Raw genomic sequence first — 26,418 nt, forward strand, 5'->3', positions numbered from 1 at the left:
GAACTATTAACCGGGAGTTCCCGTTGAATTAATTGGAATCTGAAAACGAAAATTTATGGAATATCGACATTTATCCGACTCAAACTTACAATTATCAGCCATTACTTTTGGTGCATGGGCTGCAGGTAGCTGGATGTGGGGTCATACAGAAACGAAAGACGCCGTCGGAGCTATCAGGGCTGCTTATGAAGAAGGTGTTACATCTATTGATACAGCCCCGGTTTATGGCATGGGGGCAAGTGAAAACATTGTAGGAAAAGCAATCTCCGATTTTCCCAGGGATAAGGTTCAGATCCTTACCAAATTTGGATTGAGATGGGACTTACCAAAAGGAAAGTTCTACTTTAAAAGCAAAAATAACGAAGGTCAATTTGTAAATATCCACAAATACGCCGGAAAAGAGAGTGTTATTGAAGAGTGTGAAAACAGTCTCAGAAGATTGGGAACAGATTACATCGACCTATATCAAATTCACTGGCCGGATGAAACAACCCCGATTGAAGAGACCTTTGAAGCAGTGGAAAGGCTGATTGATCAAGGTAAAATCAGATATGCAGGTGTCTGTAATTACAATGCTGAACAGGTAAAAAAAGCCAGCAAGGTGGTTAATATCATATCCGATCAGGTGCCTTTTAGTATGGTTAACCGTGAGATAGAAGATGAAACCCTTCCTTTTTGCCTGAAAAACAATAAAGCCATCCTTGCCTATAGTCCGCTTGAACGTGGATTGCTAACAGGAAAAATGAAACCGGGACAAACCTTTGCTGAAGGTGATCACAGAAAGTTTCATCCTTCATTTAAAGATGAAAGCATTAAGAAAACCAATGCATTTCTTAAGGACATAATGCCATTAGCAGATGCAAAAAATATTACGCTTGCTCAACTGGTATTGAGGTGGACCCTTGAAAGAGAAGGCATCACCATTGCTTTGGCAGGTGCACGTAATGCTGATCAGGCCAGACAAAATGCAAAAGCAGGCGAAGTGCATCTTACCGTTGATGAACTTGAATTTATTAATCAGAAAATTGTAAAATTATGAAAGAAGTCATTTTGACCTTAATATTAGCTTTATTGCCATCAGGCTTTATCGGATATAGTAACAACCCTCAGGAGGTGAATAAACAAAACAAAAGGAAGATTCTCTTTGTACTCACAAGTCATTCAGATTTAGGGAATACCGGTAAAGAAACGGGTTTTTATTTATCTGAGGCAGCTCATCCCTGGGAGGTGTTGAAAGATCACTTTACCATAGAGTTTGTGAGCCCGGTAGGAGGGAAAGTACCCGTGGATGGCTTTGACCTTGAAGATTCTGTAAATAAAGAATTTTGGAAAAACGCCGTGGTTCAGAAGAAACTGAACAATACCAAATCACCTTCCGAGATAGACCCCCTTGATTATGAGGCAATTCATTATGTAGGTGGCCATGGAACCATGTGGGATTTCCCACAAAACGAAAAACTGGCAAAGATCGCTGCCCGCATTTATGAGAATAATGGTGTCGTAAGCGCTGTTTGTCACGGTCCCGCAGGATTGGTAAATGTAAAGCTGAGTGATGATACGTACCTAATTCAGGGAAGACGGGTAGCCGGATTTTCTAATGCTGAGGAGAAAGCCGCAGGCCTAGCCGAAGTGGTGCCCTTTCTGCTTGAGAATAAATTAAAAGAGAGAGGTGCAGACTATAGTGAAGGTCCCAAATTTACTGAGCATGTGGTAAAAGATGGACACCTGGTTACCGGACAAAACCCTCAGTCTGCGAAAAAAATGGCAGAAATTGTACTTGAAATATTGAAGGAAAAGCAATAGCTCGCTGTTAAGAGAAAGGCTATAACGAACACTTTGAAAAAAATAATTTCCCCGAACTGAAAAAGTTGCCCGGGATATCCGGATGAAATTCCCAGGCAGCTTTTTTATTGAATTACACTTTATTGACCCAATTCTTGCTGACCCATCCTTCCAAAATTACATTTACACGTAACCATCCGCTTTTTTCTTCCTTTATTTTCAGCCTGGTACCTTTGGGCAATGGATCAGAAACTAAAGGTGATTGCCCGTCGGGCTCGCTTCTAATATTAAGATAATCAGCTGAAACCAGACCCGCTGAAACAGTAGTATCCTGTATGTCGTCTTCACCATCATTGTCAGCTCGTCCCATTAAAACTTTGTCTCGAAGGCTGTTAAGCGGAAATGCCGGCCCGGGATCTGTTTTTCGTTTAGGAGCAATATCATCATGTCCCACTATTTCTGTAATGGGATATTTTTTCCTCATTATGAGACATATCTTCTCAACCGCCTCAATTTGTTTTTCAGTAAAGGCCTCCCAGGCTTTTTCTTCTTTCCCGTTTTTGTGAGGGGCTAAAACAACCTGACTGTTGTCAATCCTTTTCCCGAAACAGGTATAAAAACCATCTGCTCTTTTCTCCAGCATACCGGCATTGTCCAGCTCGATGCCTATGCTATAGTGATTAAGTCCCTGCCTGCCTTTCCAATTGCTTCGTCCTGCATGCCAGGCTTTAATATTAAATGGAACGAGCTGAACAATTTCACCGGATTTTCCAATAACTAAATGAGCCGAAGCTTTGGCTTGCGGATTGGTCAGCCAATTAACCGAGGATGACAATGAACTTCCTGCCGTATAGTGAACTACAATGGTGTCTGGCAATTCATTGGTAAAAGGGCCGCTGCAATTGGGCGAATCTTCATAGGAAACAGAGAAGTCGCCATTTTTGCATTTCAATTTATGATCTGAAATCTCCATTATCCTTCAGCATTAAGGTTTTTATTGACTTTATTTATGTTGGATCCGGTCATTAATTGGGTAGCGCGGTTGGCAATGCCCATTTTCTCTGCCGAACGACCGACACCGTAAACACTTACCACAGTTCCCCATGCCCACCAAAATTCGTCAGGCAGATCTATTTCAGGCAGATCATTTGCCGGGGCTCCGGCCATATATGCGATAACCGGCACCAGCACATGAACAATGAAGATAAATATTAAACCACCATAGATAATGGTGGGGCGGGCACGCTTAGTGAACTTATCGCCCTGTGCCATTTCTGATTTAATAATATCGGCCCGTGATTCGAGCTCTGTGCGATAAGTTTCTTCAAGTTCTTTTTCCTTTTGCATGAGACGGCTCTGCATCTCAAGTTTAAATTCCTGCTTTTCTTCTTTTGACAATGAAAATTTGTCGATTACGCCACTCACGCTGTCAATGACACCGGAAAGGCTACCGCTGAAAATTTTGGATAGGATAGACATAGCTCTTCGATTTAATGAAAATAATATAGAATTATCATGTTTTTTAGATCTTTACGAAAGATTGAATTAAAAATCAAATTTAACCTTTTAGATCGATTATTTCCAGTGCATTTTTTTTGCATCTCCATCGAAGTCGTTATTAAAGACAATAGATCGTTAGATTTTAGATGTAAGATGATTTGTATCATTCTGAAATTCTGAATATTAATAAAAAAAAGAGGGTGTTCTTATAATCAATTGATTACGAATCTATTGTAATCCCGATCCATCGGGATAACGGAGTATTGTAAAGAAAAAACATACTGTTTTGTTTGAGCCGTGTTCTGCTATTGAAGCGAAATTCAATGATTCTTCATTCTTGTAATCTGTAGCATCATCACTTTCGAAAAGCTACTTACGATGATTTGATGTATTATTTTAGCAAAAAAACCAAAACGAATAATCAAATAGTGTCAAGTCAAGTGTAGAATGTCGGGTAAGCCGCTGCAATTTTTCACCTTGTGCAAATCAACAAAAAGTAAGCATAGCCGTAGCTACGTGAGTCTTTTTTTTGAGAAGCACAAGGTAGAAAGAGCAAGGCTTGGGCCGTCAGACTATGCTTGACTTGACACTAGTTAAACTAATGTGCCGGTAATTGTTCAAAAGAGTATTAAATTAGATAACTTAGAATGAAAACATTAGATATGAAAACCCTTTTATTAAGCACTTTAATTTTTTTGTCAGTTTTCTCTATACATGGACAAACCCGGGTAATTGAGGGGAAAGTCACTACCTTAAAAGACCTTCCTGTAGCCAACTTTGAAGTAAAGGCAAAGAAAAGTGGAGCAGCCATTACAACAGATTCTCTTGGTCGCTTTAGTATTGTTACCAGCTCTAAAGATGTTTTGCTGTTTAAAGGAAAAGTTTTTCGAAACAAGAGGGTTCGTATCACAGATAAGATTACTGATTCTGTGCATGTTGAAGTGGAGTTTATCCCCGGTCCCGAGAACAGAAAGAGAGCTATTGGTTATGGATATGTTTCTGAAGATAATCTGATCAATTCCATTTCCCACTTGGGACGAGCGGATGCTGACTTTTGTAATTACAGTGACATCTTTGAATTGATTAGAGGACGATTTCCCGGTGTTCAGGTACGGGGCAGCGGTCCTAATGCTGAAGTCATAATTCGTGGCCAAAGCTCCATAAACCTTTCAAGTGATGCCTTGTATGTTTTGGACGGCGTTACGGTAAATTCAATAAGTCATGTAAGTCCATGCAATGTGAAGAGTATTGATGTAATTAAGGATGGATCAGCGTCAATTTATGGTAGTAGAGGTGCCAATGGAGTAGTGATTATTGAAACCATAAAGGGTATGGATTCTACTCGGGAGTAATAAGTAGTACCTGTCAGAAAACCCTCTTTTTTAAAAACTAAACAGTATTGTTCTGAAGATAAAAGGCCCCCTTGATATTGGTACTCATAGCTGTTAAAGAACAAATAATTAAAGATTTTCAAAATGAAATATGCAGGTTATCTTCTTTCCTTATTCTTTTTGGTATCATCTTGTCAAATAAAGAGCCCAAAGGGTGAATGGCAAGTTATTTTTAATGGAGAATCCCTGGAAGGATGGACTGCAGGGGAGGTTAATAACGGGAGTTTTTCTATTGAAAATGGTCTTTTGAAATGTACAGGACCTGAGACTTATTTATATTATGATAGTAATATCAGAAATTTTGAATTTGAAGCTTCTGTGAAGACTGAAAATCTTTCAAAATCAGCGTTATTCTTTCATGCCAAACCGGGTGATAAAGGCCGGCCCGTAGAAGGTTATAAGATTCAGATTAATAACAATTTTCCGGGGACTTTCTCTGTGGATGAAGATCTCATGACCGGGAGTATCCGGAATGTGAGAAACATATACTATCCGTTTGTTGACAATGATCAATGGTTTAAAATCAGATTGAAAGTAGTCGAAAACAGAATTCAGGTTTTTATTAATGACGTAAAAGTAAATGATTATACAGAACAAGAAAATCCCTGGAGATGGGAAGGAGGAAAGTTTGTTAGAACCGGGAAAGGAGCTTTTGTCATCCAAAGTAGTGGATCCGAAAATTCTGCATATTATAAAAGCATTAGGGTTAAGGAATTACCTGATTCAGATCGATTTTTACCTGAGGTTTCAGAGGACTGGGACACAAAAGTTACCCGGTTAATGTCCGCCGGGTTTCCACTTGTTGATTATCATGTTCATTTAAAGGGGGGCCTGACACTTGATGATGTTATTGGAAACTCCGGCCAACTGGGCATTAATTATGGAATTGCCCCAAATTGTGGCTTGCATTTTCCTATAACTAATGATTCTTCTCTTTATGCTTATCTTGAAAATGTAAATGATGCACCGGCTTTTAAAGGAATGCAGGCAGAGGGAAGAGAGTGGGTCAAATTGTTTTCCTCTGAGGCCATTCGTCAGTTTGATTATGTTTTTACTGATGCAATGACATTTACGGATGAAAAAGGACGTAGAAACAGGATTTGGATCCCTGAAGAAGTATGGGTTGATGACAAGCAAGCATTTATGGAGCAAATGGTGCAGAAAATAGAAGCCATTTTCTCCCGGGAGCCTGTGGATATTTACGTGAACCCGACTGTTTTGCCGGATGAGTTAACCGATGAATATGACCGGTTATGGACAGAAGAGCGTAAGCAAAGGGTTATTAATGTGCTGGCTGAAAATGGGGTAGCCCTTGAAATAAATGCCAGGTACGAGCTGCCAAAAGCCGAGATGATAAAAAAGGCCAAAAAAGCAGGCGTAAAGTTTACTTTTGGAACCAATAATACCGGCAGGGAACTGGGACACCTTGACTACTGTCTTGAAATGATAGAGAAGTGTGATTTGAAACCTGAAGATATGTTTCATATAAAACCGGATTCTCTCAAACCCATTGTTGTAAAAGGGCTTCCTGAAAAGATTACGGGATGATAGATTTTCTCAAATATATTTCTGTTTGGTAGATGTTTTATAACCCGCTGGTTTTGTGATTTTTACCAATATGTGCCCAATTGCTTAATCATAGGTTCGGATGAAAAAAAGCACCGAGAATGTTTTCTGAACGAAACCATAAAAAAAACCCGGGGTTGACATGGAATCAACCCCGGGTTTTTTAAGCTGTTTATTCTAATTGGTTACCGGGTAACCGGCTTTATTTCCTTGAAAATTTCTTTGTTCGTTTCAATTTTCTGGTCATTTCCATAGGCACAAAGAATATCCTGATTCATAACATCCTCAATGATGCCCGCATAGTTTTGTATGTCCTCCGAGGTTGTTGATAAAACGGCATTTCTTTCTTCTTCCATTTTGGTTTTCGTTTGTTTTGTGAAATAATTATTGAATGCCATGGCCCCTCTTTGACTGGCTGTAGTGGGTCGGTCCATATTGGAGATGGTTCCGATAATAAAGCGGGTCATCTCTTTTTCATCTGCATCAAAAGTTTTCAGAAATTCTGGTGCTGCATTATAGTTTTCGATGGTCTCAGTAAGATTAGGATCTCTGTATGAAGCAAAATAAGTAACACCTGTGGGGGAAATTCTTGCCCAGCCTCCATAGGCTCCACCCATTACCCGAATTTTGTTCTGGAGATAATCACGGGAAAGAATCTGATTTAGAACTCTCATTTTTCCATCCCATTCGTAACCAAGTTTTTTGAAATCATATCCCTTTGTAACATACTGTACCATTGATGACGACATTAAGCCTTCATTTTTCGCACCTAAATCAAATACCCACTGGTTTTTAGTGATATCTTCATCGGGAAGCTGCTCTGCAAAACCGGTAAATCCTTCCTGGAATTGAGTATAATTCTCATCAGAACAGGTAATTCCGGCAGTTAAATTCTTACGATTGAATAACAAATCAGCAGTTGTTTGAAGATTCTTAATGATTTCTTCTTTTTTTGAATCAAAATTGCGGGTTAATTCAGTTACGAAATTGTAATAATTCAATCCACCTGTTAGTTCACTAAATACACCCCTGTTGGTATAGTAAGAATTTAAGCGGGTTATTGCATATGAAACACCATTGTTTTTTACACTGGATTCAACTTGTGACTGGTGGCGTACCAAAACGTCTTTTAATCGCTCCGGATCATTGAATTTTGAATTATTGAGAATTTCTGAAGTCAATTCAAGCAATTTATCGGTCTTGGCGATGGTCGATTTCGCTGTAATAACAAATTGGGGCATCAGGTTATCATCAGAATAATTTTCAAGGTAAGAGGTTACGTAAGTGCTGAACCCGCCGGTATGAATGTTCAGCGCATTATCCAGTTCCCCGAAATTGTAATTCTCAGTGTTCATTTGTCCCATTACCTCAGCTAACAGGTTTCCGTATGGAATAAGCTCTTTTGGCAATGCATACATATCAAAAAACAACCTGTTGTAGGCAATGTTGTTGGTGAAATCACTGAAATGTAAAACAGGGATATCAGCTGCCTTTTTTTCTAAAGGTTCGTACCATTGAACGTCATGGCTGATATCGGAAAGCGAAAGCATGGGGACAGTAGCTACTGCTTCAGGCGAATCCTCTTTTTTCTGATGTGCTTTTAACTCCTGAGTTTCATCAATGAGTTTTTGAAGTTCCTCTTTGCTAAGGCTGGCTTTATATTTTGCCAATTTCTCTTTTGTTTTTTCGGCAATTTCGTTTTCCAACCCCGGTTGAGGTTTCAAAACCATCAGAAGTGCGTGAGGATTATCGATAAAGTACTTTTGTAATGTATTCTCAAGCATTCCATTTTCGATGCCGGTTTTTAATTGAGCAAGGGGCTTTTCAAACTCAAGTCCGGAGTACGGGTCATCTCCAAAAAGGATGCTGTTTTTGAGTGAGAAAAGATACATCATCCCTTTTTGAGGGGTATTTCCCTCCCTTAGTCTGAATTCTTTCCGGTTTACAATGCCTTCTATGGTTTCTTTGTCAAATCCGGTTTTTACAGCATCATTCATGGTTTCAAACAGAATCTGCTCAAACTCTTCCTTGTCTTCCGGGTTGGCATTTTTTACAGTTATTGAAAAAACGTTTTGCTTGCTGTCATCCACCCATGCATAAACATCTTTTCCAATATTGGCTTCCTGCAATGCAAGTCTTAATGGTGAGGATTGGTGATTAACCAGTGCATCACTTAAAACATCAAGGGCCATAACCAAATCCTGGTCTGTATTACGGCCTGCAACAAAAGTGTAATTTAAAAAGGTTTGATTTTCTGTATCAGAGCCTATTGGTATACTATATGCTTTTTCGGCTGATTTTCTGGTTTCAAATGCTGTTTGGAGGGGAATTTCAACCTTCTTATCTGAGACTTCATACCCGGAGAAATACTCTTTATCCAAAAAGCTCAATTCTTTTTCCAGGTCAGCATTGCCATAAAGCAGAACAAAACTGTTGGATGGGTGATAATAGCGTTTGTGAAACTCTTTAAAGTATTCGTAGGTAAGCTGAGGAATAGCCTGTGGATGTCCTCCTGATGAAACACCATAAGTGTTATTGGGAAACAGCATTTTATAGGAATGATAATTCAGCTGTCTTTCCGGGCTTGAAAAGGCCCCTTTCATTTCATTGTAAACAACACCTTTGTAAACAATATCGCCTTCTAAACTATCCAGTTCATAATGCCAGCCTTCTTGTTTGAGGATTTTAGGATCAGAATGGAGAAGAGGCTTAAAAACTGCATCCATGTATACATGCATCAGATTAAAATAATCTTTTTGATTCATGCTGGCTACCGGATAAGTGGTGAAATCCGATCCGGTCATGGCATTAAGAAAAGTCTTTAAAGAGCCTTTCATCAATAAGTCAAAAGGACTTTTTACGGGGAAGTTCTCCGATCCATTTAAAACTGAATGCTCAAGAATATGGGGTGTGCCATAATCATGACCAGGGGTTGTTTTGAATGATACGGCAAAAAGTTTATTGGCATCATCAGCCGCAATTTTCATTAATCTGGCACCGCTTTTTTCGTGTTGAAAAAATAAGCAGTTGGCATTAACTTCCTTGACAAATCGGTTTTCAATCAGTTTAAATCCATTGTAAACTTTGCCTTCCTTGTAATTTGGGGTTTGAGAACAAGACCACAGCAATAGACCTACGATGGCCATGGTAAGTGTTAAGAATTTGTTTTTCATTGGTTTAACTTTAACGAAACAATAATTGAAATAGGTTTGTAGTTGATTGGAAAAGAGTGTTTTTACCAATCATCCATTAAAGTTAATTGAATTTTCTTTTTAATGAATAAAAAATTCGTTTATTTCCATAAAACGTTACTCACACTCCTTTAATGTTATATATGCTTATTAAGAATTGGAATTGTTGATAGATTTTAAAGCATTTTGGAGAGGACAGTTAACATCAGGCGGGAGCCCATTCCTGTACTTGGAAAGAATTCTGGTAGATTGTTCTGCTAATAATCTGCGCACCCTTCTTCTTTCGCCTTTTATTCGCTTTATAGAAAGCTGGTCATAAACAGTGGTATTGTGCCGCATCCAGGCTATTACTGCACGTGAAGCTCTTTCTTCAATCGGGAGCATAGAAGTTCTGGCAACTGTGCCGCTTCCAATTGGAATAGCATGTTTTGTGACAGCTTTTGCAATGGTTTTTTCTGTCTCTTTATGAGAGGGATGGAAGCTTAGGTAGGTTAGAACGGCTTTCAAGAAATATTCTTTATATTCCAGTTGTTTCTTTTCTCTTCGCTGAGCAGCATATTCCCGAGATTTTTTATACTCGTCAGTTTGTCTGGTGGCTTCCAGTTCTCTTCTGGCGATATTTATGATTTCTGATGGTGCCCATATGCCTTTTGATATATAACGACGCCCTTTTTTTATCTGAACCCTCCAAAAGGTACCTTGAGAAGTAATTTTTCGGGTTAAACCCGCATCACCGGCAGGAAGAAATGTCCATCCTTTGGGAGGAGTGACTTTTTCACCATAGTGGTTTAACAGGGAATTATTCGGGCCTGGGGTAAATATATTTTGGTTCTCTGTCATGAAAAAATATAATTATATGGATAACTATCCATTTTTTGAGGTTTGACGGAAAAATTAATTTTTTAGCAAAAAAGAAGTTTTTTTTTGTATTTGCCAAAAGCAATTGCAGTACTCAAAAAAATATCATTAAAAACAATGGTGTCGCCAACTCCGGAACTCATCGCTTTTAGAAGGAGTTTATTCTGGGAATCTCTAAACCGAATGGCTGCATCGTCTTTAGACAAAAGAATTTTCTCTTTTAAAACAATCAGGAAATTAAAATTATCTAAATTTGATATAGTATATACAAATCAATAGATTTTAGTCCTGAATCTTCAGATTAGAAATAAGATAAATCCTGGAATACTTAAAATTTGAGCTCAAACACGGGTGTGCCTTTGATTTCAAATAATTGGATTTTAAGGGAGTCTTGGGAAGCAGGCACAAATGAAAACCGGGTTTAGTTATTCATTAAAGCTTGAGGGCTTTAGGTTCTTGCGAAAATCACACTTCAAACAAAGGGAATAAGATCATGTCATGGAAAACAGAATTTTATTGGATTCAGAATCATGAACTCTTAAATCACTTTACATATATAATTCTTAAATCATAATTTATGAAAAAGTATTTAATTCTTTTAGTGTTAGTTATTGGGGGAATAACTGTGATGGCACAAGACACGAATAGCAAAACAGAGATTAACCATAAGGTAGAGCAACTTGTAAAACAACTTACCTTAGAAGAAAAAGTATCACTTTGTTCAGGCCGGGATGATTGGAGCACTCAACCAATTGAAAGATTGGATATACCATGGATCTGGCTGTCTGATGGCCCTCATGGTTTGCGCAGAGCGCCTGCTACCAATAAAGCAGGATATGGAGATCAATTGCCAGCTGTATGTTTTCCCACAGCATCTGCTTTGGCAGCAACCTGGGATCTTGATCTGATTAGTAAGGTTGGGCAGGCTTTAGGCGAAGAAGCTCAGGCCTTAGATGTTAATGTCTTGTTAGGCCCGGGAGTAAATATCAAACGATCCGTTTTAGGGGGGAGAAACTTCGAATATTTTTCTGAAGATCCGGTTCTCTCGGGAGAGATGGGGGCTGCCTATATTAACGGTGTTCAAAGTCGGGGGGTTGGTACGTCGTTAAAGCATTATGTTGCCAACAATGTGGAAACCATGCGCATGTTCATGAATTCTGATGTGGATGACAGAACTCTACATGAAATATACCTGACTCCTTTTGAAATTGCTGTAAAAAAAGCACAGCCCTGGACGGTTATGGCATGCTATAACCGGGTTCAGGGAGAATATGGCACTCAGAATCCTTATCTTCTTACTGAAATATTGAAAAATGACTGGGGATTTGAAGGGATTGTAGTTTCTGACTGGTTCGCTATTGTGGACAGAGTTAAAGCTCTTAAAGCAGGTCTCCATCTGGAAATGCCACACGTGAGCGGGGTAAATGATGAAATAGTTTTGGAAGCCTTAAAAAACGGAAACTTAGATGAGGCTGTGCTGGATAATCTCATTAGTGAAATCCTGACTGTTGTTCTGAAGGCTAAATCACTTGAGAAAGAAGATGCGAAGCAGAATGTTGAAGAACACCATGCCCTTGCCCGAAAAGTATCAGCGGAAGCCGCCACTTTATTAAAAAACGATAAGGATGTTTTACCTTTAACCAAAGAGAAATATAAAAATGTTGCCATTATCGGGGAGTTTGCCAGTTCACCACGATATCAGGGGAATGGTAGCTCAGAAGTGAAACCTACTCAATTAGATAACGCTTTAGATATTATTAAAGATGAATACGGAAAAGGAATAAAAATCACTTATGCACAAGGCTACAACTTAAAGGATGACAATGATTTTTCTTTAATTGAAGAAGCCACACAAGCTGCTGCAAATGCAGATATAGCCCTTGTCTTTGCCGGGTTACCTTTGCATTATGAATCCGAGGGTATAGACCGGAAACATATTGATATGCCTGAAGCCCATAATAAGCTTATCGAGGAAATTAGTAAAGTTCAGGAAAATACTACGGTTGTACTAACCAATGGGAGTGCAGTTGCCATGCCATGGGTTGATCAGGTTCCTGCTATTTTAGAAACCTGGTTAGGTGGACAGGCCGGAGCCGGAGGCACAGCTGATGTGATTTTTGGAAAAGTGAATCCTTCAGGTAAACTGGCAGAAACTTTTCCGGTTAGACTTGAGGATACTCCGGCATTTTTCAATTTCCCCGGTGAGCAGGGAAATGTGTTATATGGCGAACGTATTTTTGTGGGGTATCGCTTTTATGATGAAAGGAATATCAAACCGCTGTTTCCTTTTGGACATGGAATGTCTTATACTCAGTTTGAATATTCAGATATGAATGTTTCTTCAAAAGAGATTACTGATAAAGATGTGCTGGATGTGACTATTAAAGTAAAAAATACAGGATCTGTTAAAGGAAAAGAGATCGTTCAAATTTATGTGAGTGATCCGGAATGCACATTGCAGCGGCCTGAAAAAGAACTGAAGAAGTTTGCTAAAGTTGAACTGGCTCCCGGCGAAGAAAAAGAGGTGACTTTTCAATTAAGCAGCCGTGATTTCTCATATTATGATGCTAAAAGAGACATGTGGATAGCTGAGAGTGGTCAGTTTGTGATTCTGGCAGCGGCCTCATCGCGCGATATAAGAAAATCAGAATCTATAATCCTTAATTCGACGCAACAAATACCCATGATGGTTGATGAGTACACCTTTGTGAAGGAGCTGTGGGAAAATGAGGAAACCCGTGAGTTGCTGAAAGAATATTTCCCCAATTGGATTAAGGGGTGGACGCCCGAAGGAAAATTGTTGGATGAGGCAAACATCCCGGGGTTTTTTCTTGAACATCCAATTATAAAATTCCCATACATCACCAATAATGAAATTACGCATCAGGAAGTAAAAGAGTTAATTAATAAATGTAAAGGAATGACTTATACCCCGGAGGTGGTTAAATTAAAAGATGTTGAGAATGTAAGTTTTTGATTTTAAGTGAAATTTATTTGATAATGGTAAAAATGTCATTGGTAGCTACTGATGACATTTTTTTATGATTGAGAAATCATGAGTGATTTACACATAGAAAGCTCTAGTGTCAAGTCAAGCATAGTCTGACGGCCCAAGCCTTGCTCTTTCTCCCTTGTGCTTCTCAAAAAAAAGACTCACGTAGCCACGGCTATGCTTACTTTTTTGTTGTTTTGCACAAGGTGATAAATTGCGACGGCTTACCCGACATTCTACACTTGACTTGACACTAGGTTAGACTGTTGAAATTTAATTGTGTGAGTATTATTGTATAAATAAATGACCAGACAACTTGCCCAACAATTAGAAGAAGATAGCTGTTTTTTTTATGCCGATAATACTTTGCAGTAAGAAATGTTCCCAAGGGAATGGATAATAAAACCGGAGTTAAAATTGCAATGCCTGGCATTCCGTATTTGGTTTTCAATAGCACCACACGCCTATTGAATTGGGTGAATGTTTTTTTGTTCTTTTTCGGCCTACCGGATTTTTTGGAAGTGAATTTATTCCATAGGTGAATGAGAGCTTTTGAGAAAAAGAGGGAAACAATAATACCAATTAATCCCCCCATATTGGTGTAAACTAAAGTCTCAATAAAAGTCATCTCAAAAATATAGATAGCAACAGGGAATGTAGCAGCAAATTTCCAGGTTGCCGATAGTATTATTAGTAATGCTTTCATTTTAGATGATTAGATGATTTTATGGACCGATTTACCGAAAATCAATTTAATTGTTTATTTTTCACCTGGCCATTAAGTGATGATTATTTAGTATTTTCGGCCATCAAAAAATGCAAATTTACTATTTAAAGCATCTGCACAAGCCAAAAAAATGCAAAAGAACCTGAATGAGGTATATGCTTGTATTGTTTGTTGGTTTTAAGTAGCGGTTTGCCAGGATTTTATGTGGTTTAATTATTCGTTTATCCATCTCGGTTACCTTTATTTTTAGACAGTTTATTAAGTGTTATTTATGAGTTTTACCTTATTGTCGTCACCTTTGCAAGGCTTTACGGATTTTAGGTTCAGAAACGCAGCTGATGAGTTTTTTGGTGGAATCAATGCCTGGTATGCGCCCTATATAAGATTGCAAGGGCGGCAGGAGATAAAGAATTCTTATCAAAGAGATCTTTTACCTGAAAACAATCACGTGCCTCATTTAATTCCTCAGGTAATGACCAATAGCGCTGAGGAGTTTCTTTTTGTGGCTGGATATGTTCAAGGGTTAGGATATACCGAACTTAACTTGAATTTGGGATGTCCTTATCCTATGGTTACTAAACGGGGATTGGGCTCAGGCTTATTGAAAAACAAGGAAAGAATTAATGATTTGTTGACCAGAGTTTCTTCCGAATCAGATATCTCTATATCTCTTAAAATGCGACTTGGGTATGAAGATAGCCATGAAATATTAGACCTGCTGCCTATTCTGGAAAAGCATATAATTAAGAACATAGTTCTCCATCCACGCCTGGGCAAACAACTTTACAAAGGTAAGGCAGATTTGGAAATGTTCAAGAAATGCATTGAGAATACCAGTCATAATATCTGCTACAACGGAGATATTGATTCGGCTGCCAAATTCAGAGAATTGAAAGATCGTTTTCCAACAATACAAAGCTGGGCCTTGGGGCGCGGATTAATAGCCAATCCATTTTTAGCCCAAATGATTCAATCTGACAACGACCAATTACCGAATGATTGGATCGATCAGTTCAGTCGTTTTCATGATACTCTTTTCCGGGGTTACGATGAGGCTTTATCAGGACCCAAACACATTTTAATAAAAATGCAAAGTTTCTGGGAATACTTCTCCCTTCTTTTTTCAAATCCACATAAAACTTATAAGAGAATAAAAAAGGCCAAAAATGTAAAGGTTTACCATGAAGCTGTAAGGATTAATCTGGAAGGGGAGGGGGATGAAATACAATAGTTCTCCAGTGTTTTTTTTATTTGAGTCAGTGGGCTGTGGGGAGTCGGCTCATTGAAAGGTAGTTACTTTCCGATACAGAAAGTGCTGTTTCGTCTTAATTATTTGAAGAATAGTGTTTTGTGTTGTGTTCTTGTAGTGTTTGTTGTAAATATGTTGTAAAAAATTTCAATACTGTGAAATCAATAAAGTGCATCATATCGCTTATTCAGTAATGCAATATACTTATTCTGCATTTCTTCTGAAAGGAAGGATTGCTCAATCAGCCGGAAAGCTTTAGATCTGTTTTTAAAAAAGCGCTTAAAAGCTCCATCGATTTGTTTATCGTTTAACCCCAGATCTTTTCCATAGGTTTCGAAACTTTTTCGGGTTAGTTTTCGCTTTTTGCCTCCCAGGGTGAGGGCAAACTCTTCGGTATCTTCAGGAAGAATGATGGATACATTCAGGAGATCATAAGATGGTGCCAGTGTCCATTTTCCTTTATTCTGGATCATGGAGAAGTTTTTCAAGTGCATATCATTATTTCCGGTCAGATAGCTGAAAAGGGTTATTTCAAACAGAAATAACTTGTCCAGAAGTGGATTGGCAGAGTAACTTCCCAATGCTTTGCCGACTTTCTCCATAGAGCTGATGTATTTATCGAATGCTTCGGTAATTTGAAACATGTCCAGCATGTGGATCTTCTCATTGTCTGCTGTCCTGTCAATTCTTTTAGTAATATATGACAACTCGCCGGACTTAAGCCGGATGAGACTGGATTGAACCACATTGATGCCAAAAGCCTCAGCAATGCGCATTGTGGCATGCTCATTGGCCGGCATTTCTTCATAATTGGGGGAGGGTGGTTTAAAGATGTAATTTCCTCCAAGTGCACCCACAACGGTTAACCTTTTATCAGAATTTTGTCTGGCTTCTTCAATTAAGCTCATGGAAAGCTTGGGCTGTACACCGGGAACTGTTATACTTCTTTTAACAACATTTTTTGCCAGCTCCGTCATTTCATCGAGAGAGTAGGGGATAGCAGGAGGTATTTTAGTACCAAAGAATTTCTGACTACAAGAAGCATGGAATTCACCTTCTTCAGCGACTTCCTTGTAACAATATAAACACTTGTTGCTATTCATCTTTCTTCCTCTATTGGTACCACACTTACAGCGCCGATGCAATTTCTGCAACAGGCCAATAATAATCCCATCCGGTCGTTTCGGTTTATTTTCCAGTTTTTGGAGGCTATCTCCAGTAGCCAACCTTCCGGTATCAATCCTTCAAAAAAGGAAAAAAGCCGGTTGGATCGATACTTTTTTTCTGAAACCGGCATGGTAAAAGTCAGAAACCTATCTGGAAAATTCCTCACATACTCTTTATCGTAGGTGAATTCATATTCTCCATCATCCGTTTCGATCAGTACTCCGGCCAAATCATCCTGATAATAAACTTTTGCTTGTCTCATGAATCACCGCTTTTTAAAGATTCCTGAATGCTGACCGGGCCCAACTCATGGCCAAACATTGCCAACACCTGATTGACCTTTTCCAGATTCAGGTTGGTTTTGCCCTGCTCAATCTTGCGGATAAGGGTAAGTGCCACCCCGGTTCTTTCGGCAAATTCTTCCTGAGTGAGGTTGACTTCCTTTCTGCGCTGTTTTACGAAATCGGCTAAACGATCCATTATATGCTTTTAGATATATTTTATGCAAATATAGGGAAATTATATTCATTTGGATATAATTTTACTTTAGATTTCGTTTTTATATGTTTTTGGATATAATGGGTGCTATTTTTTATCGGAAAAAGAAGTGTTATTTGGATAATTGCACTGCAAGAGTGCGATTATTGTCAAAAAATGCACTCTTAAAGTGCGTTTTTAATAAGGATAACTTGATTGAGAGCCTCCTGCAGGTTTTCGATTTCTATAACTTACGATTACTCCTTAATCTTTTCGCTCCCCACTTCTATGATTTTCCTACTGAGTTCATCATAAGACACAGGTCGGCACCCGAGAATATTTTCAATAGTAGATATTCCCACACTTTTCTGGGTTCCTAATTTTTGGTCAATATCATTCGTTGCCACTACATAGAAAGACCAGGCATCTGAAGATAGAGGATTGCAAGTGGCGGGATCTTTTTCATGATGCAGGCAAAAGACATAAACATCAGCCTGCCGAGTAATAATACCATCATATTCACTGGTTTCACCTGACCAACCGGATTTTTGTTTTATATCATAGGATGGGACAGAGGGTTTCTTTTGTTTCCAGATTTGTATGTATCCGGCGGTTTTGGCTTCAATTTTAATGCCTTCAGGACTGAGGATATCGAAAGATTCCCAACTGCTTTCAGGAGAACGGGATACTCCCACAGCTTTGGCTACGATATATTCCCCCAAGGCTGCCCTGTTTCTGTTGTCCAGAAAATTGGAATAGGCATATTGCCAAAATTCTTGTGGATTGAATGCTGTCATTGATTGCTATTGATCATTTGTTCGAGTGGTTTTATATCATTTACATCTATGAATACATCAGCCATGTATTTGGATAATTTGTGTTTTTTCAGACCGAGATAAATCTTCATAACTTCCAATGCAGCTTTCCATTCCTCTTCCTTTTTTGGCCCATTAACCTCGTGATCATTTAGGAAATATAAATTAATCAAAAAGGCAGGGATATTATTTTTAACCCTCAGGAAATAAAGGTGGGCTATTCTATTCGTATATTGATAAAATTTTCCCATCCAGTCTGCTTCATTGTTTATGTTTAGATAATCCCTTGTCTCATCTAATGCTTTGCGGATTTTATATATAGATTCCTTTGCTGTTGCAGCACAGGGGGAAGAAACAATCTCTGGAATATTAGCTTTTGCTTCCAGCAAAACAACTTGTCCGGAGCTTGATTTGGCCAATGCATCCCAATGTGCCCCTCCATTTGGCCAAAAATCATTGAGAGGATAACTTAAATCCAATTCCAGTTTCTCAATAAATTCTTTGTCTTTGAATTCTCGATAGTTATCCTTTTCTAAAGGGGATACCCAGTTTATCTTATCTCTGACAGAAGAGAGTTTTTTGGTTAATTTTGAATTCAATAAATCTGGGTATTTATTGACAAGTATTTGGATATCGTTAAGGCTGCCTTTTTTCATGTAAACCAGATCAAATTAAAAAATGAATTGAAGTAAAGTTTTTTTATATACTGAAAAAAATAAACAGTCCCTTATGCAATTTACGCACAACGGACTGTTTTTAACTAGTATGACAATCTCTGGAGCAATAGAAACATCCATTTGCTTTTGGATAAGATTTTCTTGCTTCTTTTACAGCCTCATAACAGGAATTAAATACTCCCAAATATTGCCTGTTTTCTATTGATGGGAGGAAAATACAGTCTTCCCGATGGACTTCATGATCCCCGTTGGCCTGAGCTTGTTTGTTTACATAGAAAGTTTTCATAATGTTAAGTTTTTATTGATGTTATGAAATTAGTAGTGATAAAAAAGTTATAATGAAATAGAAATACATAGAGAAGAGGTTGTTCTATTTCCTGAACAACCTCTTAAAACCTATGCCGCCTCCCAAAGATCTTTGATTTCTGAACACAGAGCCTTGATTTCTTCTTCAATAGTTTTGTCTGTTTCATCTGCTGACACTATTCTATTTCCAAAGACATCAATCGAAAGACAAAATTCCGGCAATACTTGCGAAGGGTGCTCTGCCACTTCATTTTTCAAGTATTCATAAATCAAATGTGAAACCAATTTTGACTGTTGCAGGTCAAAAGGTTTGCTTTTGGAGATATGAATTTTTACCCCTCCGTAAATAGTCTTTCCTTTGTAGTTACCTTTAATAACAAGATCGGGTGAAATAATAAAATTCACATTTTCAAATTGCAAGTTCTTTTCTTTAGGTTTGATTACTTCAAAATCGAGCTGCTTAAAATAGTGAGGGATTTGTAACTCGACAAACCGTTCTAAAGCTTCAAGTGAAACTTGTCTATCCCTTTTCTTGCGATCTGTATCAGGAATTCTATTCTTTAGAATATTGATTCCATCAAAGATAGGCTGCAAATCTCCTTTATATTCGAGAGATTTTTTCACCTTGGCTTTGGTTAACTGGTACCATGGAACCCTAAAGAGGTCTGGACTTAATTGCCTTGTAATAATGCCTTTCTTTCCTTTTTTAGTTGATTTACTGAAATTCGCAAACTGGTTAATTGAAATCTTACACTCTTTCATACAGCATTAACCTTTAGGTGGGAATGGATCATTGCCGTAAGAATTAGTGTCCCTGATTTTACCATCCTTACCATGAATAATTAATTCGGAACTTTGCTCTTTCGCATAGTTTTTCCCGATTTCAATTGCTTCTCCCTGGGTTTTAACAACCCGGGAGGCCCTTTGGGACTTTTCTTTCTTTACGGCCCAGCCTTTTTCATTGGGCACTACATGCACGTTTCTGCTCATGTTACTTGTTTTTAATTAGTGAAAAAAAAAATTGACAAGGCTGAACCAATTTGAAATTGTATTGTTTGTTTTAAAAAAAATAATTACTTTTGCACTCGCTAAAACACAAAAGTTTATTTAGAACAATCTAAATTTTGGTTCAACTTTGGTGTCCTTTATTTAACAATAAGGTTGCCAAAGTTGATATTTATGTGTTTTGGTGTCAGATTGACAGTTGTTTTTTATTACTTCCTTTTTCTCTACGAAATATTGACAGATTTTTCTGTCATACTGTCTATTTTTTCCTTAAAGTTAGTATTGTTTATTTACCTCTCAGATAATCTTTCAACTATTTCTTGTTGCGACAGTTTTGAATTTAATCAAAACTTAAATTTAATTCTATATTTCTTTTTCCTTCCTTTTCTTTCTTTTACTCCCCCTGAATTATTATTTTTAAATGATTTTTGAAGCCTCTAAAACATTCGTCAAAAGTTTTAGGGGTCTTTTAGTGTTTGATTTTAATGAAGTTGTAAGGTTAGATAATGGCTAAGAAAAACAATAACAAAAAGACAAAATCAATTGAAGAATCACTTTGGGACTCGGCCAACAAACTTAGAGGCCACGTGCAGTCTTTCGAATACAAGCAAACTTAATGAACCGAACTAGTAATAACATTAGTGAAAAATATATATGTACATGCCATTTTGAAGATAATGCCATTATTGACTTCATTGAACGGAATACCAGCAACAAAGAAAATGTTATTTGTTCATATTGTGATTTTGGTGCGCAAGAAGGCAGTATTGTATCGTTAACGAAACTTACAGAATTTGTTAAAGAGGGTATCACCAATTACTATGGAACTCCTGATGGAGAATGTTTAGATTACGATGAACAAGAAGGTGGTTGGATAAAGGTAGAACTTCTTGATACGCTTGAAGTTCTTGAAAGTGAGTTATATGTTGATGATAGACAAATATTAATTGATGTTGAATCAATAATTCCAGAATTAGAGTGGGTTAGAAAAGATCCTTATTATCCGGAAAAACATCACCAAAATATAATGGACTGGAATCAGTTTGGTAAGTTGGTGAAACACAAAATACGTTTCTCATCTTATTCCTCTACCGATTTTGATTCATTTGAAGGAAAAGTTTCTGATATTTTAACTGAAATAGCCAGAGGGGTTGATAAACTTGAATTAATAACAGAACTGTCCTCAGAAACTATTTTTTATAGGTGTAGGCAACATTCTACTGGAGAAACCCCTAATTCAATTAAGGAACTGGGTTCACCTCCATTAAAATATTGTACCTCTGAGAATAGAATGAGTCCTGCAGGTATTTCTATGTTTTATGGTGCTTTTGACCAAATGACAGCAAAAGTAGAGGTCATTAATAATGATAGCATTAAAGATGAACCAATGTTGACGATGGGGAATTTCCAACTAAAGGAACCACTTCATGTGATAGACCTCACAAGATTGCCGGAACCTCCATCAATCTTCAAAGAAAATAATAGAGAACTTTATCATACCGTCTGGTTTTTAAGATATTTCATCGATGACGTATCGAAAGTAATTTCTCCGGATAAATATGTACATATCGAATATATCCCGACCCAGGTTGTTACGGAGTATTTTCGCTATAGATTGCCAGATGAAGTAGGAGTTGTTAAAGGCATAGTTTACCCAAGTTCTAAAAATCCCAATGGAAAGTGTTGTGTCTTATTCATGGATGATGAAGCCTGTAAGGAATCTTTAAACCTAATCGAATTTAAAACAACTAATCTTTCTGAGTCATGATAAAACTTACTAAAAATTAAGTGTGACAATTATGGGTAGTGAAATAAGCAATTGCTGAATTATAGATAATGTATAGAATATAGCGCTTTATGAAATTTAAAAATTTCGAAGAATTAATAATACAGATAAATAAGGATCTTGGAGGGTTTTGTTCAACCTTTCAATACAAACGTAAAGATTTAACAAAAAGTCGAAGGACCACTGGTAATTCTCAACTCTTTGGTAATATAAAAGAGACATGGGCTATCAATAGAGGAGGTGGTGTGGAGGTTCAGTATCATATTGACATTCATAAGAATACAATAAGGTATGGTATTGCTTTTAGTACGCAATATGTACCGTTTGCTACAAACCGCATTGCCCCAGAAGTCCAGTTAAGGCCATATATGCAGGCGTTTCTTCAATTGGAAGATAAAATCCGTAATCAGTTAAAAGATTATGAAATAATAATTGGTTCCAGGCAATTGCTTGAAAAACCCGAATTTGATAAGTTTTGCTTATTTGGTAAAATAATAAATATTGAAATGACTTCCGAGGGTTTTACAATAAAGGATGAATTGTTTGAAGAATTATTGAATGACTGTAAACGACAATTTGAACCATATCAACAAATTTTTGAATTAAGAAATAAAATGATCGAATTGAACGATAAATACGAGCCAATAAAGAAGCTTCTTGAGTATAAGAAACAAATAATATTTCAAGGCCCTCCAGGCACTGGCAAAACATATACTGCCAAAGATATTGCTTATGAAATAATATTCGATAGGCAAGTATCAGGTGAACCAATGGAAAGAAAGAAGCAAATGGAGGAGTTACAGAATTCTGATCAATTTAAGCTCATTCAGTTTCATCCTGCTTATTCATATGAAGATTTTGTACGGGGGATAAGTGCAAGAGAAAACAATGGGTCAATTGAATATAATACTGAAGATAGAGTTCTGGTTAAGTTTGCTCAGGATGCAATCAAAGAAAAGGTCATTTATAGTTATGATGATTATGACAAGTTTTTCCCTTCATTTTTAAAAATGATAAAGGAAAATATTCCTTATGAGTTAAATAATTCCAAGTATACAATAAAAGGAGTAGGATCTAATTTTTTTGATGTTCATGACAATGGTAAACATTTTAGGAAGGTTCGATTCGAAGCAATAAAAAGTACTTATAGGGAATTAATTTCTTGTCAACCTCCTTTGGGCGGTGGATATTATATGGAGGAAGACTGTTCTAAGAAGTTTATGTTTTTTTTAAATAATAGCACAGAAATTGATTATGAAAAAAAGAAACAAAAATATGTATTAGTAATTGATGAAATCAATCGTGCTAATTTGCCTTCCGTTTTAGGCGAGCTAATTTATGCATTGGAATACAGAGGAGAGTTTGTGGAAAGCATGTATGAAAAGGATGGTGTCAGGAATATTGTATTACCACCCAATTTATATATAATTGGAACTATGAATACAGCAGATCGGAGTGTTGGGCATATAGACTATGCCATAAGAAGACGATTTTCCTTTGTAGATATATTACCGGAACTTTCAATTATTCAAACATGCGGATGTGAGAAAGCTGAGGAATTATTTAAAGAAGTGGCCAAACTATTTGTGAAAGATAATGGAAGGCCAGCTGACACATTATCTCCCGAATTTCAAGCCGATAATGTAATGTTAGGTCATAGTTATTTTATGGAACAGGACGAGGAAAATTTGAAAGTGAGATTGGTGTATGAGATAATTCCGCTTTTAATGGAGTACGTGAAAGATGGAATTTTAATAAATGATGCAGAAACTAAAATACAGGCTCTAAGTGTATAACCTTATTCTCTTAACTGAGCACATTAATAGGCAGCCCTTTAAATTATATGGGAATGTAAAATTTAAAAGGATCATTTTTAAAAATAATCCTGAAAAAACGTGCTTAAAAATAGATGATGAAGAGTATGGAAGTTATTTGTTCACATCTTACTATATTGGGGTTGATTGGATAACAGAGAAGGATGCAGTCTTCGTTCAGCCAAAGATTAATAATGGTGCTATTGAGGTTGATTTTTTAAAAATGCTCATGGAATGTATGCAACAACCAGGCGTATTGGAGGAAACAAAAGATTTGTTCGAGATAAAATTCGATGCAGAACCTATTGATATTAAGCAAAAAGAAGATTTATTAACTCCCCTTTTAGTTATTCAATTTTTAACGGTATTAAAAAAGATTGTAAGAAAGGGTATAAAAAAGAGTTATTATAAGGTCGAGCATAACCTCAATGCAAAAATTAAGGGAAAATTGATGGTTGGTAACACTGTAAAAAAGAATGTTCTGAATAATCGTCCGTTGAAAAACTATTGTACTTACCAGGAGTATGGATATAACGGATTAGAAAACCAACTATTGAAAAAAACTTTGATGTTTGTCTGCCGTTATCTTGCTATGCATAAATATCTTAATCACAGTCTTAAGCATTTATTGGATTATTGTTTGCCTGCCTTCGAAGAAGTTGATGAAAAGATAGATATTTCTACCTTGCAAAAAATCCATTTCAACGCTTTTTACACAGAATACAAAGAAGCTTTAAGCCTGAGCAATTTGATTTTAAAGCGTTTTGGATATACAATTAACAGTATAAATAAAAATGAATTAATAAAGACTCCTCCCTTTTGGGTAGATATGAGCAAATTGTTTGAGTTATATGTATTGGGTTTACTACGCAATAAGTTTAAAAATGATGTTCTGTATCAATTTAAGGTAGGTTCTGGAAATGAACTTGATTATTTGCTCAAAACAAAAAATAATGAAATGGTCATCGATGCTAAGTATATTCCTAAATGGAAGAATTGTATTGTTCATGAAAATGTAAGGCAGGTTAGTGGTTACGCTCGGTTAAAAGGTGTATACAAAGAGCTATCGAAGACTTATCCTGAATGTATAGATTGTTTGATAATTTATCCTGATATTGAAGAAGGGAAGGATAAAATTGAAAAATTAAAGAATGATTGGGTTCCGGTTGATGAATATTATGGGGTTTATAAGCTGGGAATAAAATTGCCAATTATTGAATTTCCGAAAAAGTTTCAATAGGGCCGATAAGTGTTCAAGTATTTGGATTTTGCTAAGCTAATTAATCTTTTTGCTTAATTTTCAATGATCCCATTTCTTTTTCCTTCCCTTTCTTTCTTTTACTCCCCCTGAATTATTAATTTTAGATGATTTTTGAAGCCTCTAAAACATTCGTCAAAAGTTTTAGAGGTCTTTTAGTATTTGATTTTAATGAAGTTGTAAGGTTAGATAATGGCTAAGAAAAACAATAACAAAAAGGAAAAATCTATAGAAGAATCACTTTGGGACTCGGCCAACAAACTAAGAGGCTCGGTAGAATCCTCCGAATATAAGCACGTTGTGCTGGGGTTGATTTTCCTGAAGTTTGCCAGTGACAAATTTGAAGAGCGAAGAAAAGAACTCATCAGCGAAGGCAAAGAAAAATACATAGAGATGAAGGAGTTCTACAACATGAAGAATGTGTTTTTTCTTCCGGAAGAGTCTCGTTGGTCGTTCATCATTAAAAATGCCAAACAGACCGATATTGCACTGAAAATTGATACCGCCTTAAATAATGTCGAAAAGAATAATCCGGCGCTGAAAGGTGCTTTACCGGATAATTACTTCTCGCGCCTGGGGCTTGACTCAAGCAAATTATCTGCTCTGCTTGATACTATAAATCAAATAGACACTCTCCGGGACAAACAAACCGATATTGTAGGACGGGTTTATGAGTATTTCCTTTCAAAATTTGCCCTGGCAGAAGGAAAAGGGAAGGGTGAATTTTATACGCCAAAAAGTATTGTAAACCTCATTGCCGAAATGATTGAGCCCTACAAAGGAATCATCTATGACCCTGCTTGTGGTTCGGGAGGTATGTTTGTACAGTCGGTTAAATTTATCGAGAACCACCACGGGAGCAAAAAAGAAGTTTCCATATACGGACAAGAATATACGGCCACCACTTTCAAACTGGCCAAAATGAACCTGGCTATCCGGGGAATATCTGCCAATTTTGGTGGGAAACCGGCCGATACATTTCACAACGATCAACATTCCGATCTGAAAGCCGATTACATCATGGCCAATCCTCCTTTTAACCAAAAGGACTGGCGGGCTGCCAATGAACTTATTAATGATCCCCGTTGGCATGGATATGAAGTACCTCCCAAAAGCAATGCAAACTATGCCTGGATACTCAATATGGTCTCCAAACTGTCGGAACATGGTGTGGCCGGTTTTGTATTGGCCAACGGTGCATTGAGCGGGGGCGGTGATGAATACAAAATAAGACGTAAGCTTGTTGAGAATAATTTGGTGGAAGCAATTCTGATATTACCGCAAAATATGTTTTATACCACCAATATCAGTGTTACCGTCTGGATTCTCAACAAATACAAGAAAAAGCAAACCAAAGAGGTGGGAGAAGAAACTCGTCAGTTACGTGACCGTGATCGCGAAGTGTTGTTCATGGATTTACGCCAAATGGGAGAACCGTTTGAAAAGAAATTTACGCAGTTCAATACAGACCATATTGCTCAAATCACCGGAACCTATCATGCCTGGCAACAGGAAAACAGTGATTACGAGAATATCCCTGAATATTGCTATTCTGCTACGTTCGATGAAATTGCCAAAAAAGATTTTTCGCTTGTTCCCAGTAAGTATATTGAATTTGTGAACCGTGACGAGAACATTGACTTTGACGATAAAATGAAGGCCTTACAAACGGATTTTGCTGAATTATTGAAAGCAGAAGAAAAATCGAAAAAGGATTTGTTGAACGTATTTAAGGAGCTAGGGTATGCAATCGAATTATAAGCCGATAGGAGATTACATACAACTTGTTGATGAGCGAAACAAAGACCTGAAAATTGATTTGCTTTTAGGCCTCACCATCAACAAGCTTTTTATTCC

The 26,418-nt window shown here is 37.3% G+C and carries 23 protein-coding genes; 10 read left to right on the plus strand and 13 right to left on the minus strand.

The features are described from left to right. Positions 1-55 precede the first annotated feature (55 nt). Positions 56-1,039 (plus strand): aldo/keto reductase, encoded by a 984-nt coding sequence (locus DDZ16_RS06385; protein WP_109263614.1) that lies wholly within the window; start codon positions 56-58, stop codon positions 1,037-1,039. Continuing rightward, positions 1,036-1,803, plus strand: coding sequence for a type 1 glutamine amidotransferase domain-containing protein (locus tag DDZ16_RS06390; protein ID WP_109263615.1), 768 nt, complete (start codon positions 1,036-1,038; stop codon positions 1,801-1,803). The genes DDZ16_RS06385 and DDZ16_RS06390 overlap by 4 nt, the downstream gene beginning before the upstream one ends. Before the next feature lie 112 nt (positions 1,804-1,915). On the opposite strand, the gene DDZ16_RS06395 is transcribed toward DDZ16_RS06390, so the two are convergent. Both DDZ16_RS06395 and DDZ16_RS06400 read right to left on the minus strand, forming a co-directional pair. After that, positions 1,916-2,755, minus strand: a complete 840-nt coding sequence (locus tag DDZ16_RS06395; RefSeq protein WP_109263616.1) for an N-acetylmuramoyl-L-alanine amidase — start codon at positions 2,753-2,755, stop codon at positions 1,916-1,918. Further along, complete coding sequence (locus tag DDZ16_RS06400) at positions 2,755-3,261, minus strand: holin family protein (protein ID WP_109263617.1); 507 nt, start codon at positions 3,259-3,261, stop codon at positions 2,755-2,757. Before DDZ16_RS06400 ends, DDZ16_RS06395 begins: the two co-directional genes overlap by 1 nt. A 683-nt stretch (positions 3,262-3,944) precedes the next feature. Here DDZ16_RS06400 and DDZ16_RS06405 point away from each other — a divergent pair. Together DDZ16_RS06405 and DDZ16_RS06410 are read left to right on the plus strand one after the other, a co-directional pair. Further along, the gene (locus tag DDZ16_RS06405) at positions 3,945-4,634 is read left to right on the plus strand and encodes a TonB-dependent receptor plug domain-containing protein (RefSeq protein WP_109263846.1); all 690 of its coding nucleotides are present in this window, start codon (positions 3,945-3,947) and stop codon (positions 4,632-4,634) included. Between the two features lie 123 nt (positions 4,635-4,757). Further along, a complete protein-coding gene (locus DDZ16_RS06410; protein WP_109263618.1) occupies positions 4,758-6,221 on the plus strand; it encodes a DUF1080 domain-containing protein in 1,464 nt (487 codons plus the stop codon). Between the two features lie 203 nt (positions 6,222-6,424). Here the strand turns inward: DDZ16_RS06410 and DDZ16_RS06415 are convergent, their stop codons facing one another. Together DDZ16_RS06415 and DDZ16_RS06420 are read right to left on the minus strand one after the other, a co-directional pair. After that, positions 6,425-9,412 (minus strand): insulinase family protein, encoded by a 2,988-nt coding sequence (locus DDZ16_RS06415; RefSeq protein ID WP_109263619.1) that lies wholly within the window; start codon positions 9,410-9,412, stop codon positions 6,425-6,427. A 168-nt stretch (positions 9,413-9,580) separates the two neighbouring features. Next, complete coding sequence (locus DDZ16_RS06420; RefSeq protein WP_109263620.1) at positions 9,581-10,270, minus strand: DUF2293 domain-containing protein; 690 nt, start codon at positions 10,268-10,270, stop codon at positions 9,581-9,583. Between the two features lie 595 nt (positions 10,271-10,865). Here DDZ16_RS06420 and DDZ16_RS06425 point away from each other — a divergent pair. Continuing rightward, on the plus strand, positions 10,866-13,265 hold the full coding sequence (locus DDZ16_RS06425; RefSeq protein WP_109263621.1) for a glycoside hydrolase family 3 C-terminal domain-containing protein: 2,400 nt from the start codon (positions 10,866-10,868) through the stop codon (positions 13,263-13,265). A gap of 268 nt (positions 13,266-13,533) precedes the next feature. Here DDZ16_RS06425 and DDZ16_RS06430 read toward each other — a convergent pair whose 3' ends face one another. After that, positions 13,534-13,986 (minus strand): hypothetical protein, encoded by a 453-nt coding sequence (locus DDZ16_RS06430; protein WP_109263622.1) that lies wholly within the window; start codon positions 13,984-13,986, stop codon positions 13,534-13,536. A 292-nt stretch (positions 13,987-14,278) separates the two neighbouring features. Between DDZ16_RS06430 and DDZ16_RS06435 the strand changes: the two genes are divergently transcribed. Next, positions 14,279-15,238 carry a tRNA dihydrouridine synthase gene (locus tag DDZ16_RS06435; RefSeq protein WP_109263623.1) on the plus strand — a complete coding sequence of 320 codons (960 nt, stop codon included), beginning with the start codon at positions 14,279-14,281 and terminating at the stop codon, positions 15,236-15,238. A 179-nt stretch (positions 15,239-15,417) separates the two neighbouring features. Here DDZ16_RS06435 and DDZ16_RS06440 read toward each other — a convergent pair whose 3' ends face one another. From DDZ16_RS06440 to DDZ16_RS06475, 8 genes are all read right to left on the minus strand, one after another. After that, a complete protein-coding gene (locus DDZ16_RS06440; RefSeq protein WP_109263624.1) occupies positions 15,418-16,359 on the minus strand; it encodes a HipA domain-containing protein in 942 nt (313 codons plus the stop codon). Beyond that, entirely contained in the window at positions 16,356-16,685 is a 330-nt protein-coding gene (locus DDZ16_RS06445; RefSeq protein WP_109263625.1) for a HipA N-terminal domain-containing protein, read from the minus strand. Before DDZ16_RS06445 ends, DDZ16_RS06440 begins: the two co-directional genes overlap by 4 nt. After that, on the minus strand, positions 16,682-16,903 hold the full coding sequence (locus tag DDZ16_RS06450) for a type II toxin-antitoxin system Y4mF family antitoxin (protein WP_109263626.1): 222 nt from the start codon (positions 16,901-16,903) through the stop codon (positions 16,682-16,684). The genes DDZ16_RS06445 and DDZ16_RS06450 overlap by 4 nt, the downstream gene beginning before the upstream one ends. A gap of 254 nt (positions 16,904-17,157) precedes the next feature. Continuing rightward, positions 17,158-17,697: a hypothetical protein gene (locus DDZ16_RS06455; RefSeq protein WP_109263627.1), complete on the minus strand. Its 540-nt coding sequence runs from the start codon at positions 17,695-17,697 to the stop codon at positions 17,158-17,160. Continuing rightward, a complete protein-coding gene (locus DDZ16_RS06460; RefSeq protein WP_109263628.1) occupies positions 17,694-18,371 on the minus strand; it encodes a hypothetical protein in 678 nt (225 codons plus the stop codon). Before DDZ16_RS06460 ends, DDZ16_RS06455 begins: the two co-directional genes overlap by 4 nt. Before the next feature lie 100 nt (positions 18,372-18,471). After that, complete coding sequence (locus DDZ16_RS06465; RefSeq protein ID WP_109263629.1) at positions 18,472-18,678, minus strand: hypothetical protein; 207 nt, start codon at positions 18,676-18,678, stop codon at positions 18,472-18,474. A gap of 110 nt (positions 18,679-18,788) precedes the next feature. Continuing rightward, positions 18,789-19,460: a hypothetical protein gene (locus tag DDZ16_RS06470; protein WP_109263630.1), complete on the minus strand. Its 672-nt coding sequence runs from the start codon at positions 19,458-19,460 to the stop codon at positions 18,789-18,791. A gap of 6 nt (positions 19,461-19,466) precedes the next feature. Beyond that, entirely contained in the window at positions 19,467-19,688 is a 222-nt protein-coding gene (locus DDZ16_RS06475) for a DUF2188 domain-containing protein (protein WP_109263631.1), read from the minus strand. Positions 19,689-20,319: 631 nt separating this feature from the next. On the opposite strand from DDZ16_RS06475, the gene DDZ16_RS06480 reads away from it, so the two are divergent. The 4 genes from DDZ16_RS06480 to DDZ16_RS06495 all read left to right on the plus strand — a co-directional run bounded on the left by DDZ16_RS06480 (position 20,320) and on the right by DDZ16_RS06495 (position 26,322). Continuing rightward, positions 20,320-21,471 carry a HEPN-associated N-terminal domain-containing protein gene (locus DDZ16_RS06480; RefSeq protein ID WP_109263632.1) on the plus strand — a complete coding sequence of 384 codons (1,152 nt, stop codon included), beginning with the start codon at positions 20,320-20,322 and terminating at the stop codon, positions 21,469-21,471. Between the two features lie 89 nt (positions 21,472-21,560). Next, complete coding sequence (locus DDZ16_RS06485) at positions 21,561-23,285, plus strand: AAA family ATPase (protein WP_198416682.1); 1,725 nt, start codon at positions 21,561-21,563, stop codon at positions 23,283-23,285. Further along, positions 23,278-24,543, plus strand: coding sequence for a 5-methylcytosine restriction system specificity protein McrC (locus DDZ16_RS06490; protein WP_109263633.1), 1,266 nt, complete (start codon positions 23,278-23,280; stop codon positions 24,541-24,543). The genes DDZ16_RS06485 and DDZ16_RS06490 overlap by 8 nt, the downstream gene beginning before the upstream one ends. 210 nt (positions 24,544-24,753) lie before the next feature. Continuing rightward, entirely contained in the window at positions 24,754-26,322 is a 1,569-nt protein-coding gene (locus DDZ16_RS06495; RefSeq protein ID WP_109263634.1) for a type I restriction-modification system subunit M, read from the plus strand. The last annotated feature ends 96 nt before the right edge of the window (positions 26,323-26,418 follow it).

Source organism: Marinilabilia rubra, from assembly GCF_003121985.1.
Lineage (GTDB): Bacteria > Bacteroidota > Bacteroidia > Bacteroidales > Marinilabiliaceae > Marinilabilia > Marinilabilia rubra.